The organism is Pantoea sp. BJFS-204, assembly GCF_049310725.1.
In the GTDB taxonomy this organism is placed as follows: domain Bacteria; phylum Pseudomonadota; class Gammaproteobacteria; order Enterobacterales; family Enterobacteriaceae; genus Pantoea; species Pantoea agglomerans.
This window is the reverse complement of sequence record NZ_JBMOWE010000001.1, coordinates 652359-676437: the sequence shown is the minus strand read 5'-3', so window position 1 is coordinate 676437 and position 24079 is coordinate 652359. Positions and strand designations below refer to the sequence as shown.

Annotated in this window: 23 protein-coding genes and 1 tRNA gene; 10 read left to right on the top strand and 14 right to left on the bottom strand. The window is 53.9% G+C overall.

Going from position 1 to position 24079, the window contains the following annotated elements:
• Positions 1 to 40: 40 nt before the first annotated feature.
• On the top strand, positions 41 to 1417 hold the full coding sequence (gene dcm, locus ACO6VX_RS02960; RefSeq protein WP_346556144.1) for a DNA (cytosine-5-)-methyltransferase: 1377 nt from the start codon (positions 41 to 43) through the stop codon (positions 1415 to 1417).
• A 278-nt stretch (positions 1418 to 1695) separates the two neighbouring features.
• Here dcm and ACO6VX_RS02955 read toward each other — a convergent pair whose 3' ends face one another.
• On the bottom strand, positions 1696 to 1977 hold the full coding sequence (locus ACO6VX_RS02955) for an Arc family DNA-binding protein (protein ID WP_010247717.1): 282 nt from the start codon (positions 1975 to 1977) through the stop codon (positions 1696 to 1698).
• A 71-nt stretch (positions 1978 to 2048) separates the two neighbouring features.
• Complete coding sequence (locus tag ACO6VX_RS02950) at positions 2049 to 2753, bottom strand: phosphohydrolase (protein WP_060680449.1); 705 nt, start codon at positions 2751 to 2753, stop codon at positions 2049 to 2051.
• A 611-nt stretch (positions 2754 to 3364) separates the two neighbouring features.
• On the opposite strand from ACO6VX_RS02950, the gene ACO6VX_RS02945 reads away from it, so the two are divergent.
• The 3 genes from ACO6VX_RS02945 (at position 3365) to ACO6VX_RS02935 (ending at position 5176) form a co-directional block, all read left to right on the top strand.
• The gene (locus ACO6VX_RS02945; RefSeq protein WP_163851859.1) at positions 3365 to 4042 is read left to right on the top strand and encodes a hypothetical protein; all 678 of its coding nucleotides are present in this window, start codon (positions 3365 to 3367) and stop codon (positions 4040 to 4042) included.
• A gap of 178 nt (positions 4043 to 4220) precedes the next feature.
• Positions 4221 to 4997, top strand: coding sequence for a DgsA anti-repressor MtfA (mtfA, locus tag ACO6VX_RS02940; protein ID WP_346556143.1), 777 nt, complete (start codon positions 4221 to 4223; stop codon positions 4995 to 4997).
• Positions 4998 to 5100: 103 nt separating this feature from the next.
• A tRNA-Asn gene (locus ACO6VX_RS02935) sits at positions 5101 to 5176 on the top strand.
• A gap of 245 nt (positions 5177 to 5421) precedes the next feature.
• Here ACO6VX_RS02935 and ACO6VX_RS02930 read toward each other — a convergent pair.
• Complete coding sequence (locus ACO6VX_RS02930) at positions 5422 to 5679, bottom strand: LysM peptidoglycan-binding domain-containing protein (protein ID WP_320513451.1); 258 nt, start codon at positions 5677 to 5679, stop codon at positions 5422 to 5424.
• A 157-nt stretch (positions 5680 to 5836) separates the two neighbouring features.
• Here ACO6VX_RS02930 and ACO6VX_RS02925 point away from each other — a divergent pair, with 157 nt between their 5' ends.
• On the top strand, positions 5837 to 6097 hold the full coding sequence (locus ACO6VX_RS02925) for a GlsB/YeaQ/YmgE family stress response membrane protein (RefSeq protein ID WP_022625467.1): 261 nt from the start codon (positions 5837 to 5839) through the stop codon (positions 6095 to 6097).
• Positions 6098 to 6123: 26 nt separating this feature from the next.
• On the top strand, positions 6124 to 6504 hold the full coding sequence (locus ACO6VX_RS02920; RefSeq protein WP_010247730.1) for a YidB family protein: 381 nt from the start codon (positions 6124 to 6126) through the stop codon (positions 6502 to 6504).
• Positions 6505 to 6774: 270 nt separating this feature from the next.
• Here the strand turns inward: ACO6VX_RS02920 and ACO6VX_RS02915 are convergent, their stop codons facing one another.
• The 4 genes from ACO6VX_RS02915 to ACO6VX_RS02900 all read right to left on the bottom strand — a co-directional run bounded on the left by ACO6VX_RS02915 (position 6775) and on the right by ACO6VX_RS02900 (position 10443).
• Positions 6775 to 6996 (bottom strand): SymE family type I addiction module toxin, encoded by a 222-nt coding sequence (locus tag ACO6VX_RS02915; RefSeq protein ID WP_022625466.1) that lies wholly within the window; start codon positions 6994 to 6996, stop codon positions 6775 to 6777.
• Positions 6997 to 7421: 425 nt separating this feature from the next.
• A complete protein-coding gene (locus ACO6VX_RS02910) occupies positions 7422 to 7577 on the bottom strand; it encodes a hypothetical protein (protein ID WP_010247735.1) in 156 nt (51 codons plus the stop codon).
• A gap of 147 nt (positions 7578 to 7724) precedes the next feature.
• Entirely contained in the window at positions 7725 to 8837 is a 1113-nt protein-coding gene (locus ACO6VX_RS02905) for a lactonase family protein (RefSeq protein WP_346556141.1), read from the bottom strand.
• 196 nt (positions 8838 to 9033) lie between these two features.
• Positions 9034 to 10443 carry an EmmdR/YeeO family multidrug/toxin efflux MATE transporter gene (locus tag ACO6VX_RS02900; RefSeq protein ID WP_022625464.1) on the bottom strand — a complete coding sequence of 470 codons (1410 nt, stop codon included), beginning with the start codon at positions 10441 to 10443 and terminating at the stop codon, positions 9034 to 9036.
• A 466-nt stretch (positions 10444 to 10909) separates the two neighbouring features.
• On the opposite strand from ACO6VX_RS02900, the gene ACO6VX_RS02895 reads away from it, so the two are divergent.
• A complete protein-coding gene (locus ACO6VX_RS02895) occupies positions 10910 to 12364 on the top strand; it encodes an AMP nucleosidase (protein WP_010670874.1) in 1455 nt (484 codons plus the stop codon).
• Between the two features lie 104 nt (positions 12365 to 12468).
• On the opposite strand, the gene ACO6VX_RS02890 is transcribed toward ACO6VX_RS02895, so the two are convergent.
• The gene (locus ACO6VX_RS02890; protein ID WP_346455999.1) at positions 12469 to 14013 is read right to left on the bottom strand and encodes a methyl-accepting chemotaxis protein; all 1545 of its coding nucleotides are present in this window, start codon (positions 14011 to 14013) and stop codon (positions 12469 to 12471) included.
• A 1202-nt stretch (positions 14014 to 15215) separates the two neighbouring features.
• On the bottom strand, positions 15216 to 15545 hold the full coding sequence (locus tag ACO6VX_RS02885) for a hypothetical protein (protein ID WP_422457630.1): 330 nt from the start codon (positions 15543 to 15545) through the stop codon (positions 15216 to 15218).
• Positions 15546 to 15848: 303 nt separating this feature from the next.
• Between ACO6VX_RS02885 and ACO6VX_RS02880 the strand changes: the two genes are divergently transcribed.
• Complete coding sequence (locus tag ACO6VX_RS02880; RefSeq protein WP_422457628.1) at positions 15849 to 16049, top strand: hypothetical protein; 201 nt, start codon at positions 15849 to 15851, stop codon at positions 16047 to 16049.
• Between the two features lie 101 nt (positions 16050 to 16150).
• Positions 16151 to 16669, top strand: coding sequence for a hypothetical protein (locus tag ACO6VX_RS02875; RefSeq protein ID WP_422457627.1), 519 nt, complete (start codon positions 16151 to 16153; stop codon positions 16667 to 16669).
• A 602-nt stretch (positions 16670 to 17271) separates the two neighbouring features.
• Here the strand turns inward: ACO6VX_RS02875 and ACO6VX_RS02870 are convergent.
• Complete coding sequence (locus ACO6VX_RS02870; RefSeq protein ID WP_422457968.1) at positions 17272 to 18570, bottom strand: NCS2 family permease; 1299 nt, start codon at positions 18568 to 18570, stop codon at positions 17272 to 17274.
• 422 nt (positions 18571 to 18992) lie between these two features.
• Between ACO6VX_RS02870 and ACO6VX_RS02865 the strand changes: the two genes are divergently transcribed.
• On the top strand, positions 18993 to 19736 hold the full coding sequence (locus ACO6VX_RS02865; RefSeq protein ID WP_045140227.1) for a response regulator: 744 nt from the start codon (positions 18993 to 18995) through the stop codon (positions 19734 to 19736).
• Between the two features lie 15 nt (positions 19737 to 19751).
• Here the strand turns inward: ACO6VX_RS02865 and ACO6VX_RS02860 are convergent, their stop codons facing one another.
• The 4 genes from ACO6VX_RS02860 to ACO6VX_RS02845 form a co-directional block, all read right to left on the bottom strand.
• On the bottom strand, positions 19752 to 20435 hold the full coding sequence (locus tag ACO6VX_RS02860; protein ID WP_045140228.1) for a D-lyxose/D-mannose family sugar isomerase: 684 nt from the start codon (positions 20433 to 20435) through the stop codon (positions 19752 to 19754).
• A gap of 44 nt (positions 20436 to 20479) precedes the next feature.
• Positions 20480 to 21418 carry an ABC transporter substrate-binding protein gene (locus tag ACO6VX_RS02855; protein ID WP_010247755.1) on the bottom strand — a complete coding sequence of 313 codons (939 nt, stop codon included), beginning with the start codon at positions 21416 to 21418 and terminating at the stop codon, positions 20480 to 20482.
• A gap of 90 nt (positions 21419 to 21508) precedes the next feature.
• Positions 21509 to 22489 carry an ABC transporter permease subunit gene (locus ACO6VX_RS02850; protein WP_010670880.1) on the bottom strand — a complete coding sequence of 327 codons (981 nt, stop codon included), beginning with the start codon at positions 22487 to 22489 and terminating at the stop codon, positions 21509 to 21511.
• Positions 22490 to 22499: 10 nt separating this feature from the next.
• Complete coding sequence (locus ACO6VX_RS02845; RefSeq protein ID WP_061703818.1) at positions 22500 to 24014, bottom strand: sugar ABC transporter ATP-binding protein; 1515 nt, start codon at positions 24012 to 24014, stop codon at positions 22500 to 22502.
• Positions 24015 to 24079: the final 65 nt, after the last annotated feature.

Genomic DNA, 24079 nt, shown 5'->3' with positions numbered 1-24079 from the left:
GGAGTGATAGCATAGGCACCTTACTGTTAAGGAAAAACGCATGCATCCCGCCGCCCTCGCTGAACCACTCTCTGCTGCACTTTCATCTGCTGATGCGTCTGAACTCTTTCAGCAGGTGCTGGCAATCTATTCGGTTCGTGATCTCACGTCCCGCCTGCAGCAGTCAGGATTTTCCTGCTGGACGCCGGCACTCCTGAACCGGATTCGTCAGGGTAAAACCGCCCTGCCACCGTTATGTGAGGCGGAACTGTCGCTGTTACAAGGGCTGCTGCCATCCCGTCCCGCCCATTATGATAATCCTGAATTTCGTTTTATCGATCTCTTTGCCGGTATTGGCGGCATTCGTAAGGGGTTCGAGGCCATCGGCGGCAAATGCGTATTCACCAGTGAATGGAATAAAGAGGCGGTCCGCACTTACAAAGCCAACCACTACAGCGATCCGCTTGAGCATCACTTCAATACCGATATCCGTCAGGTCACCCAGCCGGAAGGTCTGACCGACGATGAAGCGATATACCGCGCGATTGATGCGGCAATCCCCGATCATCAGGTGCTGCTGGCCGGTTTTCCCTGCCAGCCCTTTTCGCTGGCGGGCGTCAGCAAGAAAAATGCGCTGGGCCGTGCACATGGCTTTGAGTGTCAGGTACAGGGCACGCTGTTTTTCGATGTGGCCCGTATCCTGGCTGCCAAGAAGCCGCCGTTCTTTGTGCTGGAGAATGTGAAAAACCTCAAGAGCCATGACAAGGGCCGCACCTTCGCCATTATCATGGAGACGCTGGATGAGCTGGGGTATGACGTTGCGGATGCGGGTGCCAGCAGCCCGGATGCCAAAGTGATCGATGCGCGTCACTTCCTGCCGCAACATCGCGAACGCATTGTGCTGGTGGGTATTCGCCGTGACCTGAAAAAGCAGGATTTTACGCTGCGCGATATCCGCCGTTTCTACCCGGCGCAGGTACCCAGCCTGCAGAGCCTGCTGGAGAGTTCGCCGGACGACAAATATATCCTGTCACCAGTGCTGTGGCGCTACCTCTATCAGTATGCGAAAAAACATAAAGCCAAAGGCAATGGCTTTGGCTTTGGCCTCAACGATCCGCGTAATCCTGACTGCTGTGTGCGTACGCTGTCAGCACGTTACTACAAAGATGGCTCAGAGATTCTGATCGATCGCGGCTGGGACAGTGCGCTGGGCGAAGCGGAGTTTCAGGATGCCGATAACATGGCGCGTCGGCCACGCCGCCTTTCCCCGCGCGAGTGCGCCCGCCTGATGGGCTTTGATGTGCCAGGCCGCGAGCCGTTCCGCATTCCGGTTTCGGACACTCAGGCTTATAAGCAGTTTGGTAACTCGGTGGTGGTGCCTGTGTTTGCAGCGGTGGCTCAGCTGTTACTGCCACATATTCGTCAGCTGAAGTCGTAAGCACCGTGAAATGAAAAAACCCGTCTGGCGACGGGTTTCAGGCTGATGAAGAACTCACATCAGGCGAGTCTCACAGCAACAAATAAGCTTAACTCGCAGGGAACACGGTCAGAATAGGAAAGCGTCCCGCGCCAGGGACGGCGCGGGCCGAGCATGTCATGGATGACGGCTTTTGCGTCTTTCCGATCTGACCGTGTTCCCTTCGCAGGCACAGTCTCACAGCGAAAAGGTCCAGCCTTTCTCCAAAGTAAAAACCCGTCTGGCGACGGGTTTCTGTTTTATTTCTTCTTCTTGCTCTGCTTCTTCAGCAGCAGCCGAATCTGCTTCAGCTCTGTTGCACTTAGTGCATCGGTCTTCACGTCAGCGGCACTGGATCCCTCAGTCCCCTCTTCAGTGATGTCCTGATTATCAATCGCCGGATGTGGATGCGTTTCCAGACTGGCCTGCAAACGTTGCACAATCTCCTGGCTCATCGAAATCTGATTTTCCAGCGCCAGCTGTTTAATCGTTTCTTTCAGCTCAGGATCAATTTTAATTGTTAAATTAACAGTTTCAGTCATCGGGCAGCTCCTTTTTGTTATTGCTACACGCTACCGGATGACCGTTTCGATTAATACACTGTCACAAAAATTTAATATTCGGTTTGCAAAGGTGTGAAGTCCCGCAGCACACCCTCATCCATTCCCACCAGATTGCCCTGCAGCTCGGCATAAAGCTTAGCCATATAGCGTACCAGGAAATCTGCGTTATGCTCAGCCAGCATGCGGCCGGTTTCAGTGTGCATGGTTTCCGGCAGACGCAGCAGCTTCTTCTGGAAATGATCCAGCGTCCACTTAACATCATTCAGCTCGCGATCTTTACCCAGCGGGTCCTGGCTGTCGAATAATGGCCGATTCAGCGCACCGGCGGTGTAGAAGACCCGCGCCAGCCCGATCGCGCCCAGCGACTCCAGCCGATCAGCATCCTGTACAATTTTAGCTTCCAGCGTCTGAGGCGGTATGCCGGCGCTGAAACTGTGGGTTTTAACGGCATGCATCACGGCATCAATCTTTTCAGCCGGGAAATCGAGAAAATCCTGCTGCAGAATGCGCTGGGTTTCCGTCGCGGCATAGGTTGAGGCGAGATGGCGTTCCGGATGGTTCTTCGGCAGGTTTACCACATCGTGAAAATAGCAGGCGGTCAGCACCACCAGCGGATCAGCGGATGTACCGTTCATTATTCGCTGTGCGCTCATCCAGACACGCCGCAGATGGGCGATATCGTGCGCGCCGTCGTCGTGGATCCAGTTCGCCTGAAACCAGCTTTCATAGCGAGATTGCCAGAGTGTGAGTGACATAATCTATCTCCCTGTAGTGATCAACAGCAGTTTTTCTGTCGCGATCAGTGCGCAAACGGCAAGCCATCATAGCGACTGGCTAATGACACTTTTTTTACAGTGCAGTTGAAAAGAGCAGCGCTGCCAGCAATTCCGGGCAGAAAAATGAGATCTGGATCATCTGTATAGCATCTCTGTTACACAATAACCGCAATTTCGGCTGTTTTCAGTCTTTCCTCAGTGAATTGCTGCTAAGAAAATTAGTTTAACAGGCGTAATGTTTGGTTCGATCTTAACCAACTTCCTGCCTCATGCTCAGCGTTTTTTTGTCACGCGATTAAGTGTAAAACTGCACGTTATGACAGGTGAAAAAGTCTGAAAAGGTTCCTATTTTTACGGTTATAACGTACTGTATCCGGGCTATTCGTCGCTTTTTGCCAGTTGCGTGATAAGCTTTGGTGCGCTTTTTGCATTTTGCTGGTTTTTAACTACTAAAGTGACAATTATACAGTGACAGTCAGCCTACAAATTATTAAGCAAAATGATTTAAAGCTTTTATGATAACTCTCAGATGTGAAGCAAATGGACTTTTACAGCAGTAACCGGGTTCTACTAATAAAAAGAGGTAATCCATGAAAGAACGGCCGATTCTTTTTTCCGAACAGCGTGTTCGTGCCCTGTTGGTTGGCCAGCAAACGCAAACCCGGCGCATTATGAAAACTCAGGCTTTCGGTCCGGGACAGGATCATCACGAGGGCGTACACGCTTTCGATGTGAGTGCTAATCATCTGCATGGTTATAAAATGATGTCGATGACGGATATCAGCTATCAGTGTCCGTACGGTAAACCGGGTGACGTGCTCTGGGTGCGTGAAACCTGGCGTGGCCCGATGGTACCCGAGCAGCATCTGGCCGATTATGAACGCGACCCGACGCCCTTCCGCCAGCCAGAATATTGCCAGTATCGTGCAGACAGCAACGAGCTGGGCCAGCATGCACTGAGCACGCCGGAAGCGGAACAGTTTGGCTGGCAAACCGCCATTCATATGCCGCGCTGGGCCAGCCGCATCAATCTGGAAATTACCGGCGTGCGCGCCGAGAAAATTCAGGACATCAGTGAAGATGACATTATGGCGGAAGGTGTGCAGACCGATTCGCACTTCCTCAACAACTTCTTCACCATGAACGTCAATTCTGAATCGCCCAAAGAGGCGTACCGTAAAGCCTGGGAAAAACAGTATGGTGCGACCAGCTGGGAAGTGAATCCCTGGGTGTGGGTGATTGAGTTTCATCGTATTGAGCGCAACTGACGCCCCGGCCCCACGCTTTGCGGGCTGAATCACAGACAACGACCGTGCTAACGGGTTGAATAGACGGCCCTTAGCCCTGTAGCCAGATGAACAGTGCCAGCATGGTGTTTCGATGCTGGCATTTTTATGTCTGCCGCGTCAGGATAGCGAAATAGTCCGGTTCTGTGCGGGAGTTGCGATGTTTAAATGGCCCTGGAAAACGCATAACGACGCCACCCTGGCCGCGCTGCCATGGCAGCACGGGCTGGCGCAGCCGATATTCAGCCAGCTGGATGAGGCTGAACAGCAGGCGCTGGTTGAGCTGGCGCAGCGCTTTCTGCAACAGAAAAAACTGGTGCCGCTCGACGGTGTTCAGCTGGATGAACTGCGCAGTGTGCGGATCGCCCTGCTGTTCTGCCTGCCGGTACTGAAACTGGGCCTGGAGTGGCTGGACGGTTTCCACGATGTGCTGATCTATCCCGGGCCGTTCGAGGTCGACGATCAGTGGCAGGATGACGATGGGCTGGTTCACAGTGCGCCTGCGGTTCATGCCGGACAGAGCTGGACGCAGGGGCCGGTCGTACTCAACTGGCTCGATATTCAGGACTCGTTCGATCTCTCCGGCTTTAATCTGGTGATCCACGAAGTTGCGCACAAGCTGGATGCCCGCGGCAGCGGTTACACCAGCGGTATTCCGGTCATGTCACTGCGTGACGTCGCACTCTGGGAGAAGGATTTGCGTGCCGCGATGGCGGAGATTGAGAGTGAAGTTGAACTGGTGGGTGAGCAGGCCGCCACGATCGATCCCTACGCCGCCAGCGATCCCGCTGAGTGCTTTGCCGTGCTCTCTGAATATTTCTTTACGGCTCCGGTTCTGCTGGCCGAACGCTTTCCCGCCATGTATCAGCATCTGCGCCAGTTTTACCAGCAGGATCCCCTGCCCAGAATCGCCGCTGACACTGCGCAAACTGCTTAAATCACGATCGCTTTGCGTTAAAGCTAGCCAGTTGAATGATAATGTATTTTTTGCTGTTGACACCTTAGAGCGACGCCGTTAATATTCGCCTCGTTCACACGATTCCTCTGTAGTTCAGTCGGTAGAACGGCGGACTGTTAATCCGTATGTCACTGGTTCGAGTCCAGTCAGAGGAGCCAGATTAGAAAAACCCGCTCAGGGAAACCTGAGCGGGTTTTTTGCTTTTCAGCAATCCCAGTATTCTCTTCCTGTCTGACTGTTCATCTCAGCTCGTCTGCGGCTGCTATTACCGAGACCACCGTTAAGTCTGAATCAACGCATGCTGTCTGGCGCAACCCTGTCATGGTGTAATGACAAGCTGGCTTTAAATAAAAAACCAGCCGGGCAATATTTGCGCCAGCTGGCTCATACTATTGACGAATTATTAATCAGGAATGGTCAGTACCTGACCCGGTGCAATTTTATCCGGGCTGCTGAGAATGTTTTTATTCGCCTCAAAGATTTTCATATACTGGGACGCATCATTGTAAAACTGCTTTGCGATGGCGCTGAGCGTGTCGCCTGATTTAACCGTATATGTACGATTACTCTCTGCGGCGGTTACAGACTTATCTTCAACATTTTTATCTACAGCATGTAACAACTCATCGCCTATATTTTTAATATTATCCAGAATGCTCATATTTACTCCCCTATCGTTTCTGATACGTTTAGTTTAATAAAGAAAACAGGATTGCCAGGCAAACACTACGCGGCGTACGATACACCTGCTTTTAATTCATGGGTTAAACCACTGCTAAACGTTGCTGTAATTAATATAAAAACAGAGGATATTAATGATGGGTATATTGTCATGGGTTGTATTCGGATTACTTGCCGGCATTATCGCCCGATGTATTATGCCAGGTAAAGAACATATGGGCATTTTCATGACCATTATTCTGGGTATTATCGGTGCGCTGATTGGCGGTGTAGTCAGTACCGCTCTGGGTTTTGGCAAGGTCAATGGCTTCAATATTTACAGCATTGCTATTGCCACCGTGGGTTCAATTATTGTGCTGTTTGTCATTCATAAAATCAGAGCGTGTAAACAGTCTTAATAGATTACGTTAAAGGGGATAACAGAATGAGTTTACTGGAAACAGTACTGGCCATGTGCGGCCTGAATAATCAGACCAGCCAGGAAGTGAAAGGTGTGCTGGAGTGGGTTGAGCAGCAAGGCGGTTTACATACTATCGTGAGTCACCTGCAGAGCGGCGAGTACAGTGAGGTCGTTAACTCCTGGCTGGGTGATGAGCAGAACGTTGCGCTGAGCAGCGACCTGGTGCAGAAGATGATTAACTCTGAGGCGATTGAGCAGTTGGCTGCGCGGATGGGCATCAACACCAGCGATGCACTGAATCTGCTGGCGAAATATCTGCCGCAGCTGGTGGATAAAGCGTCAACGGCGGGCGTCGTGGATAAAAAGGCTGATCTTACCGGACTGGTGAGTCAGTTAATGCACTAAGCATGATGCTAGTGAAAGATAAAAGCCTGCTGCGAAAGTATGAGGCTTTTATCTTTTAGATTAGTCAGGATAAATTAAGACGAATGCTGGAAAGCTCTTTTAAACGTTGATAGAAACCATTCAGATGTTCCTGTAGAAAACATCAAAAATAGATTTTACAACTTCTCTTATATACCCTGACTGATAAACTCTAAAAACAAGCGCCATTACGCAATTGAATAAAAGTGATTAACATTATCTGAGTCATTTCCCTATATCAGGAAATTATATTTAATCATTTTCCGGAACCAGCACAAGACAACCCTGCTCAATTTTCACCGTAATAATGGTTCCGGTATCAAATCCTGCCTCACGCAGCCATTTTCCGCTCAGATGTATTGCAGGTGTACTGCAATCACCGCGTTTAGGCTGATAGCCGATGGTATAGCGACGTTGTGTTTTAGATGGCGCGACTTCAGATGAGAAGTGGCATTGATCGAGGTTCGTGGTCATGGGGATGTCTCCAGTATGCTTTTAAACCGCCACCTGAGGTTCCAATCTCATGGGTGGCAGACTGAACGAGGTTGGAACTACCGGGCATACTGAACCGGCGCACCCTGAGGTGCCCTCGCCCAGCCCACCATTGAGGTGTAGCAAGACGTACGACAATAATACATTGTCGCCAGTATGATTAACCGGAGTTCCAATTCCGTCGCCTGATTTTGCAGGCGCAGAAAAAGAATACGTCGATTAACGCTGGACGACAACAGGCAGAACTGGAACACAACTCGCAGATATTAAACGAAGTTTCCTGACATGCCTATCAGAGATCTCTACCCTGTATTAATCGGAGAAATGAAGTCCACACTCTATCCTGGCCCAAACGCAAAAAGGCCCGCAACGTAGCGGGCCTTTAACCAGACAACATACAACAACCATTATTTTTCATGGTAGCGATGCACTGCCGGATAATATTCCAGTCCATACAGCTGGCTCAGCGGCAGCAGCAGTTCCACGTTAATATCATGCACACGGTCACTCGCCACAGGGCCGCTCAGCAGCTGTTCAAACCAGGCTATCAGTTTCTGTTTCATCTCAGGCTCTTCGCATCAGTTGATGCCCTGAGTAAACCCGCTTACACGCCCGATCAGAACCAAAAATTTCTGCGCTGCTTATGCCGGAAATGGCATAAGCAGCCCGCATCTGTTTAGCCAGTGCCATATGCCAGCGGCTCAAAACGGTTACTGCGTTATCAGCGTCACCCAGTTCGCGCCTTTACCAGCCGGGGCTTCAGCAACCCGTTTGAGTTCACCGCTGGCGGAATCGATAGCGTAACTGCCAATCACCGCGCTCTTCTCCCCGCTGACGATCAGCCATTTACCCTGCGCATCAATCGCAATACTGCGCGGCTGTTTTTCAACCGGCCAGCTGCCGATAAGTGTTAACTCACCCGACTGTTTATCAACCCGGTAGCCGCTGACGGTGCTGGAGGTGCGCTCGGTGACATAGATAAATTGCCCGTCCGGGGTGATTTTAATGTCTGCCGCCCAGATGCGCGGCGTGGGATCGCTGTAGCCCGCCGGGCGCTGCTCGCCATGCTGCAGGTTATATTTCTTCGCCACCGCATTCGGCCAGGTTTTCAGCTCCGTCAGCGACCCATCCGCCGCGCGCCGGAACTGCGTAATGGTGCCGCTCATCTCCGCGAGGTTATAGAGAAAACGATTGTCGGGCGATATCACGGAATGCCGTGCGCCGCTGTTCTTCTCACCCTGAACAAATCCGGTGCCCAGCGGCGTTATCGCGCCATTATCGGCAAAGGCATATTGCAGCACGCGATCCGCGCCAAGGTTGCCGACGTAGAGTGAATGATTGCTGACGTCGGTGATCACCGAGTGGGCATGCGGCCCGGTTTTCACCTCGCCCGTGACCTGGGGTGTCACAACTCCTTTGTCATCAATCCGGTTGCTGGTGACGATATCGCTGTCATAGGAGGCAGCCAGCAGATAGCGCCCACTTTTGTCGGTGGTGATCCACGGAAAGCTGGCTGCAACCGGCGTCACCGCCAGTTTCTGCAAGTCACCGTACGGACCCGAGACGCGCCAGCTGATGATCGAATAAGGCGGACTCCGCAGCGCACCATAGAGCCGTTTACCATCCGGGCTGGCCGCCAGCGGCATAATCTTTTTACCGGCAGGCGTATCGCCACGCCATTGCAGGCTGCCATTCGCCTCGCTGAGCTGATAGCGGGAAACGGTGCCGGATTCAGCATTGGAGACATAGACAAAGGTTGTCGCCCATAACGGGGCGCTACACAGCAGCGGCAGGAGTGCCAGCGCCGTTTTCAGACGGATCATAGGGTCACCTTGATAAGTAGTGTCTGCATCATTGCGCAGCAGGCATTACGCTAACCCTGTCTGAGAAGGCTGGCTTTGTGCAACTGTCTGAAATTCGGTTCGAAAGTCTGGAGATGTGACGGAGATGTTATTTTTAATGGTGCTGAAAGAGGTAAGACGCCTTTCCCCATGGCGGGTGAAAGGCGTTAACAACGCGCTAACCGGTTTTCGCGATCATTTTTCGATAGCGGTTGAGCCACTTGCCGCTGTTAAGTCGCCACCAGAAGAAGATGCCACGCACCGTCCAGTCGAGGAACATCCCCAGCCAGACGCCGGTGACGCCCATCCCCAGTTCAATACCGAGCAGGTAGCCGACCACCACGCGGGCGCCCCACATGCTGAACATCGACACATACATGGTGTAACGCGCATCGCGTGCGCCCTTGAGACCGGCAGGTAGCACCCAGGAAGCGGCCCATAACGGCATAAACAGCGCGTTAAGCCAGATCAGCTGCTTCGTCACGTTAATTACTTCCGGGTCGCTGGTATAAAACCGTGCCAGCAACCCGGCCAGCGGCACCGTCAGCAGGGCCATCACGGTCAGGCAGACCGTCGCCAGCCAGAAGACGTGCCGCACCTGGCGTTCCGCCTGGAACACCTGATTCCTGCCCAGACGGGTACCGGTGATAATCGTTGAAGCCGAACCCAGCGCATTGCCTGGCAGGTTGATCAGTGAGGCGATAGAAAAAGCGATAAAATTACCGGCAATCTCGCTGGTGCCCATTCCGGCAACAAACACCTGTGTCAGCAGTTTACCGCCGTTGAACAGCACCGACTCGATACTGGCAGGCACGCCTATACCTAAAACTTCCATCAGAATGCTGCTGTTCCAGCGCCGGAAATAGCTCGACAGCGTGATTTTCAGTGAGGCGTTAAAGCCGATCATCAGCACGTAAATCACCGCGATCGCCCCGATATAGCGGGTGATGGTCAGTCCGAGCCCGGCACCGATAAACCCTAAACCGTCCCACGAGAAGCAGCCATAAATCAGCACGCTACTGATGATGATGTTGAGGATGTTCATGCCGCCGTTAATCAGCATCGGAATTTTGGTATTACCTGCACCGCGCAGCGCCCCGCTGCCAATCAGGGTGATGGCGGCGGCCGGATAGCTCCAGGCGGAAGTCTGCAGATAGCTAAGCGCCAGCGCTTTGACTTTCGGATCGGCGGCACCGGCAATCGCATCGACGATCAGATGGCCCCAGAACTCAATGGCGATCACCAGCACAAAGGCGAGTATCGTCATCATGGCCAGCGACTGACGCGTGGCGGCACGGGCGCGCTTGCCGTTGCGTTTTGCCAGGCTGAACGCCACCACCACCGTGGTACCGAGATCGATGGCAGCAAAGAACGAGATGATCACCATGTTGAAGCTGTCGGCCAGGCCCACACCCGCCATCGCCTCTTTACCCAGCCAGCTGACCAGGAAGGTGCTCAGTACGCCCATCAATAGCACACAGGCGTTCTCGAAAAAGATAGGCACTGCTAATGGCGATATCTCACGCCAGTAGAGCGTGCGATACGAACGGCGTTTCGGGTACCACGCCGTGCGCTTGATCGCCTGCATCACTGCTACGCCGGGATTTTGCAAAGGATTACCAAATCAGAAGAGACTGGACAGGAGTTCTAATGATGATAGTGGGCAGGGAAATATGCAAAGTCTTTCCGGTGCAAATTAATCATGGTTACAAACTTTTTAATGCCGCCACGGCACAATCTGCCTCACTGCCCCGTCCGCTGTAGCAAACCTGATTATTTCCCTGACGTTATGATCGGTTGGCCATGCTTTGCTGCTGGCGGTTTTTCCACCCTCTCCTCATCAGTAACGTATTAAAAAGAGGCGAATCACCGCTTCTGATAGTAAAGATTTTCTTACTGGATTTCAGTGCAGCGGATCCTCACTTAAAACAGCACTGCTCAGAATTCGCGCTTCGCTGGCGCAAAAAAACGGCGATCACAGATTCTTCACCAATCTCCGCAACAAACCCGCTAAGCTTGGGGCAAATTGCGGAAAAAAAATGGAAGGAGAAACCATGCCGACACTACGGAAAAACCTGACCAGCCAGCAGGCGCTGGATGAACTTGAACGCCTGTACGATGGCGCCGTCGATGCGCTGCGCGAGGCGATTAAAGCCTTTACCGAAAACGGCACGCTGCCCGATGCCACCGCGCGGGCGCAGGGACTATTTGTTTACCCGGAGCTGCGCATCACCTGGCGCGGCGACGGTCCGCAGCAGAACCGTACGCGTGCCTGGGGACGTTTCACCCACACCGGCAGTTACAGCACCACCATCACCCGCCCGGCGTTGCTGCGCCACTATATTTCGGAACAGCTTCAGATGCTGGAGAAGGAGTATCAGCTGGAGATCGACGTGGGGCCCTCCAGTCAGGAGATCCCCTATCCTTACGTGATCGACGGTTCCGACCTGTCACTGGATCGCACCATGAGCGCCGGTATTGCGCGCCACTTCCCGACCACCGAGCTGTCACAGATTGGCGATGAGACCGCCGATGGCCTGTTCCACGCCGATGCAAAATCCCCTCTGTCGCACTTCGACGCGCTGCGAACCGACTTCTCGCTGGCCCGCCTGCGCCACTACACCGGCACCAGCGTAGAGCACTTCCAGCCGTTTGTGCTGTTCACCAACTACACCCGTTATGTTGATGAGTTTGTGCGCTGGGCGATCGAGCAGGTGCGCGATCCCAGTACCCCTTATGACAGCCTGGCCTGCGCGGGCGATGTGGTGCTGACCGCCGACACCGCTGACAGTGAATCGATGCTCTCGGATCTGGCGTGGAAGAAGCACCAGATGCCCGCCTGGCATCTCACCTCGCCGAATCGTCGCGGTATTACGCTGATTAATATTGGTGTTGGCCCGTCGAATGCCAAAACCATCTGCGATCATCTGGCGGTGATGCGTCCACATGCGTGGCTGATGATTGGTCACTGTGGCGGTCTGCGCGAGAGCCAGCGGATCGGTGATTATGTGCTGGCCCATGCCTATCTGCGCGACGATCACGTACTGGACAGCGTGCTGCCGCCTGATATCCCGGTACCCAGCATTGCCGAAGTGCAGCGCGCGCTGTATGACGCCACCAAATCGGTGAGCGGCATGCCAGGCGAAGAGGTGAAGCAGCGGTTGCGTACCGGCACCGTGGTGACCACGGACGACCGCAACTGGGAACTTCGGTACTCCGCTTCGGCACTGCGCTTTAACCTGAGCCGTGCGGTGGCAGTCGATATGGAAAGCGCCACTATTGCCGCACAAGGTTATCGTTTCCGGGTGCCGTACGGCACGCTGCTGTGCGTTTCAGACAAGCCGCTGCACGGTGAGATTAAGCTGCCCGGTCAGGCGAACCGTTTCTATGAAGGGGCGATTTCGGAGCATCTGCAGATTGGTATTCACGCGGTTGAGTTGCTGCGCGCCGAGGGCGATAAGCTGCATTCGCGTAAGTTGCGTACCTTTAATGAGCCGCCTTTCAGGTAAGCGTTTAACCGCCTGATGCGGGGAATAAGGCCGGTACTGCTGACAGGCAGTACCGGCCTCTTGCTTTGGAATTTACCCAACGCGCATGTCAGCGCCGGGACAATTTATACTTTAAAGGTCTCTACAATCAGCCTGAGAGACTGCGCTTGCTCAGAGAGTGACTGAGAAGCACTTGATGATTCTTCTACCAGAGCAGAGTTATTTTGCGTCACCCCATCCATCTGACTGACTGCAATACTCACCTGAGAAATCCCCTGCATCTGTTCAGCCGACGACAGCGCAATAGCATCCATGGATTCAGCCAGTTCATCCACTAAATGCACGACTTTGAGAATACTCAAACCCGTATCACTGGCAACAGTGACGCCGCATTCAACCTGTCCGACAGCCTGCTCTATTAACGCTTTAATATCTTTTGCGGCAGTCGCACTACGTTGTGCAAGCGTTCTGACTTCAGACGCGACGACAGCGAAGCCCCTTCCCGTCTCTCCCGCTCGTGCCGCTTCAACGGCTGCGTTCAGGGCAAGAATATTAGTCTGGAATGCGATGCTTTCGATGACGGCGGTGATATCTCTGACTTTAGACGCGCTTTTTGAAATATCACTCATCGTATCTGACATTCGTTTGACGTCCGTTTCCCCTCGTTTTGCAATCGAGGCGGTATCTCTCGCTGAGTTGGCTGTGTCCCTGGCAGTTTTGCTGTTATTTTGTACCGTAGCGGTGAGCTGTTCCATACTCGCAGCCGTTTCCTGCAAGGCAGCGGCCTGCTGTTCAGTGCGGGATGCAAGCTCATTGTTACCTTCAGAAATTTCATTCGCAGAAAGGGCGACTGAAGAAGAGCCTGATTTAATTTCTGAAACGATATCCCGTAACCGAACCTGCATGCTGTTTAAAGAGGCCATGAGACTGAGAGTGTCATTTTTCTTCAAGCTAACCGGTGTGGTCAGATCCCCATTGGTGATCGCATAAGCAAGCTTCCGCGCTGTACTCGGTTCATCGCCAAGCTCGCTCATGAGTTTACGAATAAGATAGACGCTGGTGCCCGTGCCGAACAAAATAGCCGCAACTAAAAGCGTCACCAGGATGATGTAGGCTCTTTCGGTATTTTTCGCATTTTGATTAACTGAGTCATCCGACTGCTTTGCCAGGATTTCACTCATCAGGGTAAGGCCTTCAAGCAGCGGAACCTGTGCGGGCCTGACTTTTTCCAACAGATACTTAACGGTGATATCACTGTTTTTAGCCAGTGCCAGCGGAACAGTGTTACTGAAGGCATCCAGAGCATTTTTCTCGCTGTCACTGATCTTCGCAAAGGCTTTATATTCTTCCGTATCGCCAGACTGGCTGATCATCGTATTCAGTTGATCCCTGCTGGCTGCAAATTTAGCCTTCAGTTTAACCAGACGATCAGACTGCTCCTGGATAAGAGCCTGATCTGAAAAGAGTGATAAATTCCTGACGGTTATCGCCATATCGCGCTGCGCCAGGGTAAGTTCATTGATTAATTTTGTTTTTTTCATATCACCCTGAACAACTGACTCAAGCGTGCTTTTAGCCTGATATAAAGAGTGAATAGCGACAACGATACATATGGAGAAAAAGATGATTAACGTGCCAAATCCGGAACCGAGGCGCGTAGAGATTTTCATTAAAATTCCTTGAAGGGGGGCGGCGATATAGATCTATCGGCATCTCTTTTTTTAACTTCAATGAATATTTATCACATAAATAATATTAACCAGAATTAATGGCACCGCTGCAAAGCATCACAAAAACTCATAAATTTGTCAGGCTTTGATGCTTTCCAGTTCAACCAGAAATCGTTTTTTTGTGCGTTATAAACAATCAGAACCCTTATGCATACCGTTGTCTTAACTTATTACTGAGTTACGCTACACTGGTTTGCATGTCATAAAAATTTCATTTAACCCTTGCAGGCGCGGCTTTTAAGGCTGCTACAACCTGGATGCTTTTCGCATGCAAAAAACACCGAAATAAAAACCAGGAATACATAAATTATAATTATAAATAACGTCAGGAACTTCTTTACATCACTTTAAACGCGGGCCGGTTCTGTGACGTCTCGCAGGATATGAATGCTTTATTAGTTCGAAGAATATGGCAGAACAGATCGGCATAAGGATGCTTCAGCCCGGCCGCAGCAATCCAGCCTTCAGGCAGAAAACGCCCTGAGTGCGCTGATGAGCGTGCCCGTCTGCACGATAGCCCTGGTCTGATATGCATCACGAAGAAACTCTCCATCATCAGCCCTTGATACGAACGGATAGCCCGGGCAATCGCAGAGAGAAATAGGTTTGCCTGACTCGCGCATCAGCTGCAGTAACAGATGAAATTAAAAGCCGTAACATAACTGAAGTATATTGCAGACGAAATATAAAAACATACACAGCAACAAAACTCATCATTATTGAGCTTGTCACTCCATAATTACTGTGCAATATAAATAATAGCCAACTGGAGAAGCTATTTCTTAAAATTAGTGCCACATTCTGGCAATGCATTTCCGCCTTTCACATAAAAATTAAATAAAGGACGCATAAAGAAACTCCAAAACGTAGGAAGACTGACAAGAATTATTTGAGGAAAATTAACATACCTTTGGCAGCGCAGATAATAAATTTAATTACTCACTTAAAGAGGATTCATTGTGAAAGTTAAAAATATGACTGTGTTAGCGAGTATGGTTTTATTCTACTCGGCTCAGGGTATGGCCAGGCAATTTGATATCAGTGCAGCAAACATTGACGTCAATACCTCTAAGTCTTCCTTCATTCTTACTGGTGCGGGAGGTGCCGGCGGCGCAGGTGGCGCGGGGGGTGCAGGAGGAGCGTTAGGCGGGCAAGGTGGTGCCGGAGGTGTTGGCGGCGCCGGAGGTGCTGGCGGAAGTGATGGTAATGGCGCCGCTAACGCCAGCCAGAATGGTAATAATTCCAATAATGATAACGGCAGTAAAAACGGCAACGGTTCTGATCAGGGTAATAACAGTAATAACGGCACCGGGAATGCTAACGGGAGTGGTGACGGTAACGGAAATGATGCAGGCAACGGCGGTGGTAATGGAGGAGGTGATGGTGGCGGTGATGGCGGTGGTGATGGCGGTGGTGATGGCGGTGGTGATGGCGGTGGTGATGGCGGCGGAGACTGATAGTCTGGCGTCCATTAACTAAAAAGCTCCTGTTTGTAACCGTTATAGCAGGAGCATTATCACTGTTAGCACAGGAACAGCACATGAAACTTACCAGAAGTTACCCATTGTTTTTAGCCACCGTACTGACAGTGGCATGTCCGTTTTACTCGCTGGCTCAGACTGCCAGCGACATGAATACTTCATCCTCAAATACCTCCCTCCAGCCCTCAGCAGGCAAAGACGGACAACAAGGCAATGGTGAAAACGGAGGCGCGGGAGGCAAAGGAGGCGTTCCGGGAGAAGGTACTAACGGAGGAAAAGGAGGTAATGGCGGCAATGGCGGCAATAGTGGGAGTGCCGATAATCCCGATACATCAAGTAAAGGCGGTGCGGGCGGCGCAGGTGGTGCAGGCGGCGCAGGTGGTGCGGGCGGCGCAGGCGGTGCGGGTGGCGCAGGCGGTGCGGGTGGCACAGGTGGTGCGGGCGGTGCGGGTGGTGCGGGTGGTAACGGAGGGACCGGTGGAGAAAGTTTTCTGAAAAGGATTTTCAAATGAAAACAATCACTTTGTTAGCTTCGCTAATCATCATTCCGTATGCGCATGCTGATTACAAAACGGATATGTTGAGTTCACACCATAATGTCATTCTCATTGATGCCGCTGCAGGTTCTGATGGCGGACCGGGTCAGAACGGCGGTGCCGGGGCCAATGGCGGTCCGGGTGAAAATGGAGGACGAGGGGGAAACGGAGGTATCGGCGGAAATGGAGGGCCAGGAGGAAATGGTGGTGCCGGAGCCGATGGCGGTGATGGCGGAAATGGCGGCCTGGGAGGAAGCGGTGGAAATGGAGGGAACGGAGGTGCTGGACAGAATGGCCAGGCCGGAGGCAATGGCGGGAATGGAGGAAGCGGCAGTATGGGGGGAGATGGCGGAAACGGTGGAAATGGAGGGGATGGCAGCAATGGTAGTGCTGGTGGCGCAGGGGGGAACGGAGGGAATGGTGGCAGCACGGGAGGTGACGGCGGTGCGGGAGGTAACGGTGGTGACGGGGGAGATGGCGGCGACTAAATTCAACCACGCCTTAATATCTCTTCTCTCCTGGCAGCCGGCTTATAAAACAGGCCAGAACAGCAATTATCACGGGTTAATTCACAGCTAAAACAGGCATTTTAATAACTCTGATTTAGCGTAAGAAAACTTTCCGTCAGCTCCGTCAGCTCAACATTAAAATCAGCTTACCTGAACTAACTAAAACGCTCAGAGATCCTGTCAACGCTAACTATGTATGAAACCCCTCTTGTTTTGCCATCAGGGAAAGTCAGCTTAGAGCTGGCGTACAGTGGAGCCCCGGATTTTTGATAGCCATGATGTGAGAAATAATGGAATTAAATACACCGCTGAAATGGAGTAACAAGTAACAACAAACGCCACAAGTGAAATGCTTTTATAATTTAAACGCACAAACGAGAACAGCCGTGAATAACGACAACTCCGCCATATGCGCTCTATTGCAATGTTTCGCAGTGTATCAGACACCGCCTGCCCCATAGACTGGCGGACGATGCCCGCTCAGTGTTAACGCGCGGCTAAGTGATCTGAAACTCCCATACGTCTGGCGGGCGTAACCCTCTCAGCGCTAACGCGCGGCTAAGTGAACTAAGACGCCCCATCGCCTGGGCAGGCGTAACCTGCTCATAGCCAGCCCGCTGCACAGCGAAATCCGCCCGCTGCTAAGCGACCTTCCCTGCCGCCAGGCAACAACTAAGCACTCAACCATCCCAGCTTAATCACAAACAGAATCGACAGGATCACCAGCGCCGCATTCACCTCTTTCACGCGTCCGCTCAGCAGCTTCACCAGCGTCCAGGTAATAAAACCAAACGCGATGCCGTTGGCGATCGAATAGGTCAGCGGCATGGTCAGCGCGGTGACGGTGACCGGCGCGGCGGTGGTGATATCTTTCCAGTCAATCTCTGCCAGACCCGATGCCATCAGCACCGCCACAAAGAGCAACGCAGGCGCGGTGGCATAAACCGGAACACTGGAGGCCAGCGGCGAGAAAAACAGGGCCAGCAGGAACAGCACGGCGACCACAATCGCGGTCAGGCCGGTACGGCCACCGGCACTCACGCCCGCCGCCGATTCCACATAACTGGTAGTGGTCGAGGTGCCGAGCAGCGAACCAAACAGCGCAGCCGCACTGTCAGCAATCAGCGCACGGCCCATCTTCGGCACGTTACCCTGCTCATCCGCCAGACCGGCGCGTTTGGTCACACCCAGCAGCGTGCCCGTGTTATCAAACACGTCAACAAACAGGAAGGCAAAAATCACGCTGATCAGGCCGATGTTAAACGCGCCGGCAATATCCAGCTGCATAAAGGTCGGTGCAATCGACGGCGGTGCAGAGAAGACCCCGGCAAAGGGCGACAGACCAATGCCCATGGAGATAAAGGTCACCAGCAGAATACCGATCAGCACTGCGCCCGTCACCCGACGCGCTTCCAGTACCACGATAACCACAAAGCCGAGCATCGCCAGCAGCGGACCCGGTTTAGTCAGATCGCCAATGCCCACCAGCGTCGCCGGGTTATCGACCACAATGCCCGCCCCTTCCAGCGCAATCAGCGCCAGAAAAAGCCCGATACCGGCACCAATCCCGGCGCGCAGCGGCAGCGGAATACTGGCAATAATCCATTCACGAATCTTAAATAGCGACATCGCGAAGAAAATCACCGCCGAGAGAAACACCGCACCCAGCGCAATCTGCCACGTGTAGCCCATGTGCAGCACAACGGTGTAGGTGAAGAAGGCGTTCAGTCCCATACCCGGCGCCAGCGCAATCGGATAGTTGGCGATCAGCCCCATCAGCACGCAGCCAATCGCCGCCGCCAGACAGGTGGCGACAAATACCGCGCCCTTGTCCATGCCGGTTGCGCCCAGAATGCTTGGGTTCACAAACAGAATATAAGCCATCGCCAGGAAGGTGGTGATCCCGGCGATAATCTCAGTACGAACCGTCGTGTTATGCGCTTTGAGTTTGAATAGTTTTTCTAACATCATCATCTCTCGATACAGGAGACATCAGTCTCACTTGCCAAAGGGGTTTGCATGCTGATTATTCTGTTTCCGGGACATTGATGCCGGCCGCTGCATACTTGCGTGCCAGAATCGCCTGAAATCCCTGACTTACCCACTGCCCAAAGCAATTGCCATGCCATCTACCGACGCAATCGATTACCTGGCAGAGCCGGGTACGCCTAAGAGAATTCCGAACCAAAACGAGGCGCGATTATGGTGCAATGCACCGATGCCGCGCAATCGTTTTCCTGCGGCAAACAGGCAGCCCCGAAAAACTCTGCGCCAGCGCACGCTTCCGCACTCTCACAGGCGAAGCTGGTCACGTTTCAGCACGCTGCCTCAGCAAGCTTTTTTGGCCTGTGTAGACTCCTGAATTAACTCTTTCGTAACATTGAGGCCGCGCAATGAAGCCAGCAATTTTGGTGGTGGATGATGATCCTGCAGTCTGCGACGTCTTGCAGGATGCGTTAAGTGAACATCTGTTAACGGTCTACCGCTGTCATCAGGGACGCGAGGCGCTATCGATGCTAAGCGAACACCCGGAAATCTCGCTGGTGATGCTGGATATGATGCTGCCCGATACCAACGGGCTACTGGTGTTGCAGCAGCTTCAGCGTCAGCGACCCGAAGTGCTGGTGATTATGCTGACCGGTATGGGTTCTGAAGCGGAGATGGTGGTGGGCCTTGAGATGGGCGCAGATGATTACATCGCCAAACCCTTTAATCCACGCGTGGTAGTAGCGAGAACCCGGGCGGCCCTGCGTCGCAGCGGACGCATTGCCCAGGCCGACCCTGAACAGGAGGGCTGGCGTTTTGGCGGCTGGCAACTGGATGATGGCCGCTGCCAGCTGTTTAATCCGCAGCGCGAGCTGGTGCCGCTGACCCAGGGGGAATATAGCCTGTTACGCGCGCTGGTTCGCCACGCCCGAAAAGTGCTTACCCGCGATCAGTTGCTGGAGCTGACCCATAGCGAAAGTCTCGACGTGTTTGATCGCACCATCGACGTGCTGATCATGCGGTTGCGCCGTAAAATCGAAATCAATCCGCACCAGCCCAACCTGATCCGCACCATTCGCGGACTGGGTTATGTCTTTTCGGCCGATGTGGTGAAACCCGATTCAACAACGCGTGCCAGTCAGATTGCCTGATTACGCCTGCCGCGCTCAGGATAGCCAGTGCGCGTAATCGTTGCACAGCAGCCAGCGCGGCGCTTCATCTTCCTCCAGTGGGTTGAAACGAGCCAGCGGCGTCAGAAACACATTGTCGTTTTCATCATCGTTGGGCATCGACACCTCGCCCACCAGCACGTCGCCGAAGCCACTTTCCCCCCAGAAACTGTGCCAGATGCCCGCCTCCAGCGTCACGCTTTCACCCGGTGAGAGCCGCAGCTGTGAACCGGCGGCATGGGTCTGGCGCAGGCCATCCAGCGACACCGCCACCAGCGAGTCAGCCAGCCCGTCACCGTCGCGGTTATGCAGTTCGACAATCAGATTTCCGCCGCCGCGATTAATGATGTCTTCCATCTTGTGCGGATGGTAGTGCATGGGCGTCTGCTGCCCTTCCCGCACGTGCATTATTTTCTCGGCGTAGGGTTTATGCCACGGCTGCCCGCCTGGTGAACCGTTGCGCAGAGTAAACAGCGTCAGCCCGGTCTGCAGAAAATCAGCTGCGCCAAAACTGGTGAGATCCCAGCCCAGCCGCAACGCCAGAATCTCCTGCGCGACCTCACGATCCTGAGCCCGCCACTGGCTCACATCGAAATCGGCCCACGGCGGCAGATGCACATCCTGCTGTCGGAAAAACTCGCGCGTATGTTGCAGGTAATAATTAACCTCTGAACGTTGCATGGTGGCCTCCTGAGAGCGGCACCCTAAAGGTGCCGCACTAAAGCTTATTTCACCGTCCAGCCCTGGTAGCTGCCGATATTATTACGATCGATCAGTTTCACCGGGATCAGCACCGGTTTGTCCGGTGCCGGTTTGCCCTGCAGGATGTCATAACCAATCTCGACCGCTTTGGCGGCCATGACCTGCGGGTCCTGCGCAGGCGTCGCGACGAACAGTGAATTCTTGCGCTTGAGTGCCTCTTCACCGTCCGGCGAGCCATCGACGCCAACGATAAAGAACTCACTGCGCTGCGCCTGTTTCGCCGCTAAGTCTGCACCAATCGCTGTGGGGTCGTTGATGGCAAACACCGCATCAATTTTTGGATTGGCAGAGAGCAGACCGGTCATGACTTCCAGTCCGCCTTCACGACTGCCTTTGGCGTTCTGGTTGTAAGAGAGCAGCTTGATGTCAGGATGGGTTTTCAGTTCGGTCATGCAGCCTTCAACGCGGTTCTGCACCGCAGAGACCGGTGGTCCGTTGATGATCACCACGTTACCTTTGTTCTTCAGGCGGTCAGCAATATATTTACAGGCCATTGCGCCCGCCTCGGTGTTATCGGAGGTGATGGTCGCATTCGCGCCATCGGCCGCCACGTCGACCGCCACCACTACAATACCGGCATCACGCGCCCGCTTCACCGCCGGGGCGATCCCTTTGGAGTCGGCGGCGTTGAGAATAATCATGTCGACTTTGGCCGCAATAAAGTTATCAATCTGGCCCACCTGCTGACCGAGATCGTAGCCGCTGGAGACCAGCGTCACATTCACCTTATCGCCCGCCAGCTGACGCGCCTTCATCTCTGCGCCTTTGGTGATCTGCACGAAGAAGGGGTTTGCCAGATCGCCGACCGTTACGCCGATAGATTTGAGTTCTTTTGCCTGAGCCAGGCCGGTACTGAACAGCGTCGCCGCCAGCAGCCCGGTTACAATCGGATTAAAACGCATAGACCTTCTCCTGCTGTTTTCAAGGTGCCAACCACTTAATGGCGTTTTTTAGATGGCGGAGGTGTAATGGCACATCCGCCCTTATAAGACTCAACTCACATGATGACGGGTACGGTATTTGTCGATCAGCACCGCGATGATGATGACCGCGCCCTTGATCACCAGCTGCCAGAAATAGGAGACCCCCATCAGCGTCATGCCGTTATTCAGCGTGGCGATAATCAGTGCACCAATCAGGGTGCCGGTAATGGTGCCGATGCCGCCGACAAAGCTGGTGCCGCCGAGGATCACCGCCGCAATCGCATCCAGCTCATAGCCAACCCCGAGGTTGCCGTTGGCGCTGTAAAGCCGCGAGGCACTCATCAGTCCGCCCAGCCCCGACAGCAGCCCGCTCATGCCGTAGACAAACAGCAGCACCATCCCCACCTTGATGCCGGTGAGACGCGCCGCCTGGATATTGCCGCCGACCGCGTAGATATGGACGCCCAGCGTGGTGCGGCGCAGGATGAACCAGCAGATGGCGATCACCGCAAAGGCAATCACAATCAGCCACGGCACTGGCCCGAGATAGCCGTTGCCGATCCACTCAAAGTTAATATCGGAGTTGATTACTGTGGTGCCATCCGCCAGCAGGTAAGCGGCTCCGCGCAGCGCGGTGTAGGTGCCAAGCGTGACGATAAAGGGCGGCAATCCGGCCCAGGCGACCAGGATGCCGTTGAATAGCCCCATCACCAGGCCGGCGCCCAGCGCCATCGGAATGGTCATGGAAGCCAGCATCGGATCCAGTGATGCCACCAGCGCCACCACCGCGGTGGTCCCCAGCATTGACCCCACCGACAGGTCGATGCCGCCGGTGAGGATCACAAAGGTCATGCCCGCCGCCAGCACGATATTAATCGACGCCTGACGGGTGATATTGAGCAGGTTTGCTTCGGTGAAGAAGTTCGGCGTGACGAAACCAAATACTGCCACGATCAGGATCAGAATCGGCAGGATACCCACCGTTTGCAGCAGATCGCCCATCAGGGCGCGTTTCAGCGTCGGTGCTTTGGTGCGGGCCAGTTGTGTCATGGTGGTCTCCTTAGATTTCGCCTGCTGACGCGCTGTGCGCACCGGTTGCCAGCGTCATAATATTTTCCTGACTGATGTGGCTGCCCTCCAGCTCACCGACGATGGTGCCTTCGTGCATCACGTATACGCGGTCGCTCATCCCGACCACTTCCGGCAGTTCGCTGGATATCATCAGAATCGCCACGCCCTGCCGCGCCATCTCCTGCATCATCCGGTAGATCTCGCTTTTCGCCCCGACATCGACGCCGCGTGTCGGCTCATCGAGGATCAGAATGCGCGGACCAATCGCCACCCAGCGTGAAATCAGCAACTTCTGCTGGTTACCGCCCGACAGACCGCCCGCCCGGACCTGAGCGTGAGGAACGCGAATATTGAGTGAAGCGATCGCCTCATTGGCGATGGTCTGCCCTTTGCGGCGGTTCAGCATCCCGTAACTGGCGTCACGTTCCAGCGTCGCCATCACGATGTTCTCCTGCGCCGCCATCTCCAGAAACAGTCCCTGCTCTTTGCGGTTTTCGGTGAGGAAACCGATGCCGCGTGCAATTGCATCGCGCGGTGAATGGATGGTGACCTTCTCGCCATCGATCCAGATCTCGCCCTCTTTCGGCTTGTGCACGCCAAAAATCAGCTGTGCCAGTTCGCTGCGACCTGCGCCCACCAGACCGGCCAGGCCGACAATCTCGCCGGCCCGCACTTCAAGACTGCTGGGATGCACTTTGCCGCCGTCGGTAAGGTGATTGACCGCCAGCCGGATATCACCCAGCGGGATAGCACGGTCTTTGTTAAACAGGTCGCTGAGCGGCCGTCCGACCATCATCCGCACCAGTTCGCTGGCGTTAAGCTGGTCACGGGTCAGGCTGCCCACATACTCCCCGTCGCGCAGCACGCTGACGCGGTCGGACAGCTCATATACCTCCGCCATGCGGTGGCTGATATAGATGATCGCCATGCCTTCGCTGCGCAGCCGTTTGATCAGCGCGAACAGCTGTTCGGTTTCGCGGTTGGAGAGCGCGGCGGTCGGCTCATCCATCACCAGAATGCGGCTGTTGCGCTGCAGCGCGCGGGCGATCTCCACCTGCTGCTGCTCGGCGATGCTGAGACGGCTGACCAGATCCCAGGCGCTGAACTGCGCGCCGAGCCGGTCAATGACCCGCTGCGCCTCTTCGGCCATCTGCCGCCGCCTGACCAGCCCGCCGGGCGCGATTTCGCTGCCGAGAAAAATGTTCTCCGCCACCGTCAGGTTAGGTGCCAGGTTGATCTCCTGATAAATCAGGGTGATCCCGGCGGCCAGTGCCTCTTTCGGCCCTTTCAGCGCCCAGGGCTTACCTTCAATTAAAATTTCCCCGCTGCTGGCGGTATAGGCACCGGCCAGAATCTTCATCAGTGTGCTTTTACCCGCGCCGTTCTCCCCCATCAGCGCGTGGACCTCACCGGGATAAACCGTGAGATCGACGCCCTTCAGGGCATAAAAGCTGCCGAAGCGCCGGGTAATTCCCCGCATTTCCAGTATCGGTGTGGCTGTCATCGCCTCGCTCCTGCGGACTGTGGATAGCCGTCAGTAAAGCAACTCCAGATAAACGGAAAATGTCA

Bases quoted from the DNA above. Each gene is read 5' to 3' on its own strand.
- ACO6VX_RS02945 (WP_163851859.1), top strand. From the start codon at position 3,365: ATGAAAGAACGGCCGATTCTTTTTTCCGAACAGCGTGTTCGTGCCCTG.
- ACO6VX_RS02930 (WP_320513451.1), bottom strand. From the start codon at position 5,679: ATGAGCATTCTGGATAATATTAAAAATATAGGCGATGAGTTGTTACAT.
- ACO6VX_RS02925 (WP_022625467.1), top strand. From the start codon at position 5,837: ATGGGTATATTGTCATGGGTTGTATTCGGATTACTTGCCGGCATTATC.
- ACO6VX_RS02860 (WP_045140228.1), bottom strand. From the start codon at position 20,435: ATGCAACGTTCAGAGGTTAATTATTACCTGCAACATACGCGCGAGTTT.
- ACO6VX_RS02950 (WP_060680449.1), bottom strand. From the start codon at position 2,753: ATGTCACTCACACTCTGGCAATCTCGCTATGAAAGCTGGTTTCAGGCG.
- ACO6VX_RS02915 (WP_022625466.1), bottom strand. From the start codon at position 6,996: ATGACCACGAACCTCGATCAATGCCACTTCTCATCTGAAGTCGCGCCA.
- ACO6VX_RS02865 (WP_045140227.1), top strand. From the start codon at position 18,993: ATGAAGCCAGCAATTTTGGTGGTGGATGATGATCCTGCAGTCTGCGAC.
- ACO6VX_RS02905 (WP_346556141.1), bottom strand. From the start codon at position 8,837: ATGATCCGTCTGAAAACGGCGCTGGCACTCCTGCCGCTGCTGTGTAGC.
- dcm (WP_346556144.1), top strand. From the start codon at position 41: ATGCATCCCGCCGCCCTCGCTGAACCACTCTCTGCTGCACTTTCATCT.
- ACO6VX_RS02890 (WP_346455999.1), bottom strand. From the start codon at position 14,013: ATGAAAATCTCTACGCGCCTCGGTTCCGGATTTGGCACGTTAATCATC.
- ACO6VX_RS02955 (WP_010247717.1), bottom strand. From the start codon at position 1,977: ATGACTGAAACTGTTAATTTAACAATTAAAATTGATCCTGAGCTGAAA.
- ACO6VX_RS02880 (WP_422457628.1), top strand. From the start codon at position 15,849: ATGGCGGCAATAGTGGGAGTGCCGATAATCCCGATACATCAAGTAAAG.
- ACO6VX_RS02870 (WP_422457968.1), bottom strand. From the start codon at position 18,570: ATGATGTTAGAAAAACTATTCAAACTCAAAGCGCATAACACGACGGTT.
- ACO6VX_RS02910 (WP_010247735.1), bottom strand. From the start codon at position 7,577: ATGAAACAGAAACTGATAGCCTGGTTTGAACAGCTGCTGAGCGGCCCT.
- ACO6VX_RS02920 (WP_010247730.1), top strand. From the start codon at position 6,124: ATGAGTTTACTGGAAACAGTACTGGCCATGTGCGGCCTGAATAATCAG.
- ACO6VX_RS02845 (WP_061703818.1), bottom strand. From the start codon at position 24,014: ATGACAGCCACACCGATACTGGAAATGCGGGGAATTACCCGGCGCTTC.
- ACO6VX_RS02875 (WP_422457627.1), top strand. From the start codon at position 16,151: ATGTCATTCTCATTGATGCCGCTGCAGGTTCTGATGGCGGACCGGGTC.
- ACO6VX_RS02850 (WP_010670880.1), bottom strand. From the start codon at position 22,489: ATGACACAACTGGCCCGCACCAAAGCACCGACGCTGAAACGCGCCCTG.
- ACO6VX_RS02885 (WP_422457630.1), bottom strand. From the start codon at position 15,545: ATGGACGCCAGACTATCAGTCTCCGCCGCCATCACCACCGCCATCACC.
- ACO6VX_RS02855 (WP_010247755.1), bottom strand. From the start codon at position 21,418: ATGCGTTTTAATCCGATTGTAACCGGGCTGCTGGCGGCGACGCTGTTC.
- mtfA (WP_346556143.1), top strand. From the start codon at position 4,221: ATGTTTAAATGGCCCTGGAAAACGCATAACGACGCCACCCTGGCCGCG.
- ACO6VX_RS02900 (WP_022625464.1), bottom strand. From the start codon at position 10,443: ATGCAGGCGATCAAGCGCACGGCGTGGTACCCGAAACGCCGTTCGTAT.
- ACO6VX_RS02895 (WP_010670874.1), top strand. From the start codon at position 10,910: ATGCCGACACTACGGAAAAACCTGACCAGCCAGCAGGCGCTGGATGAA.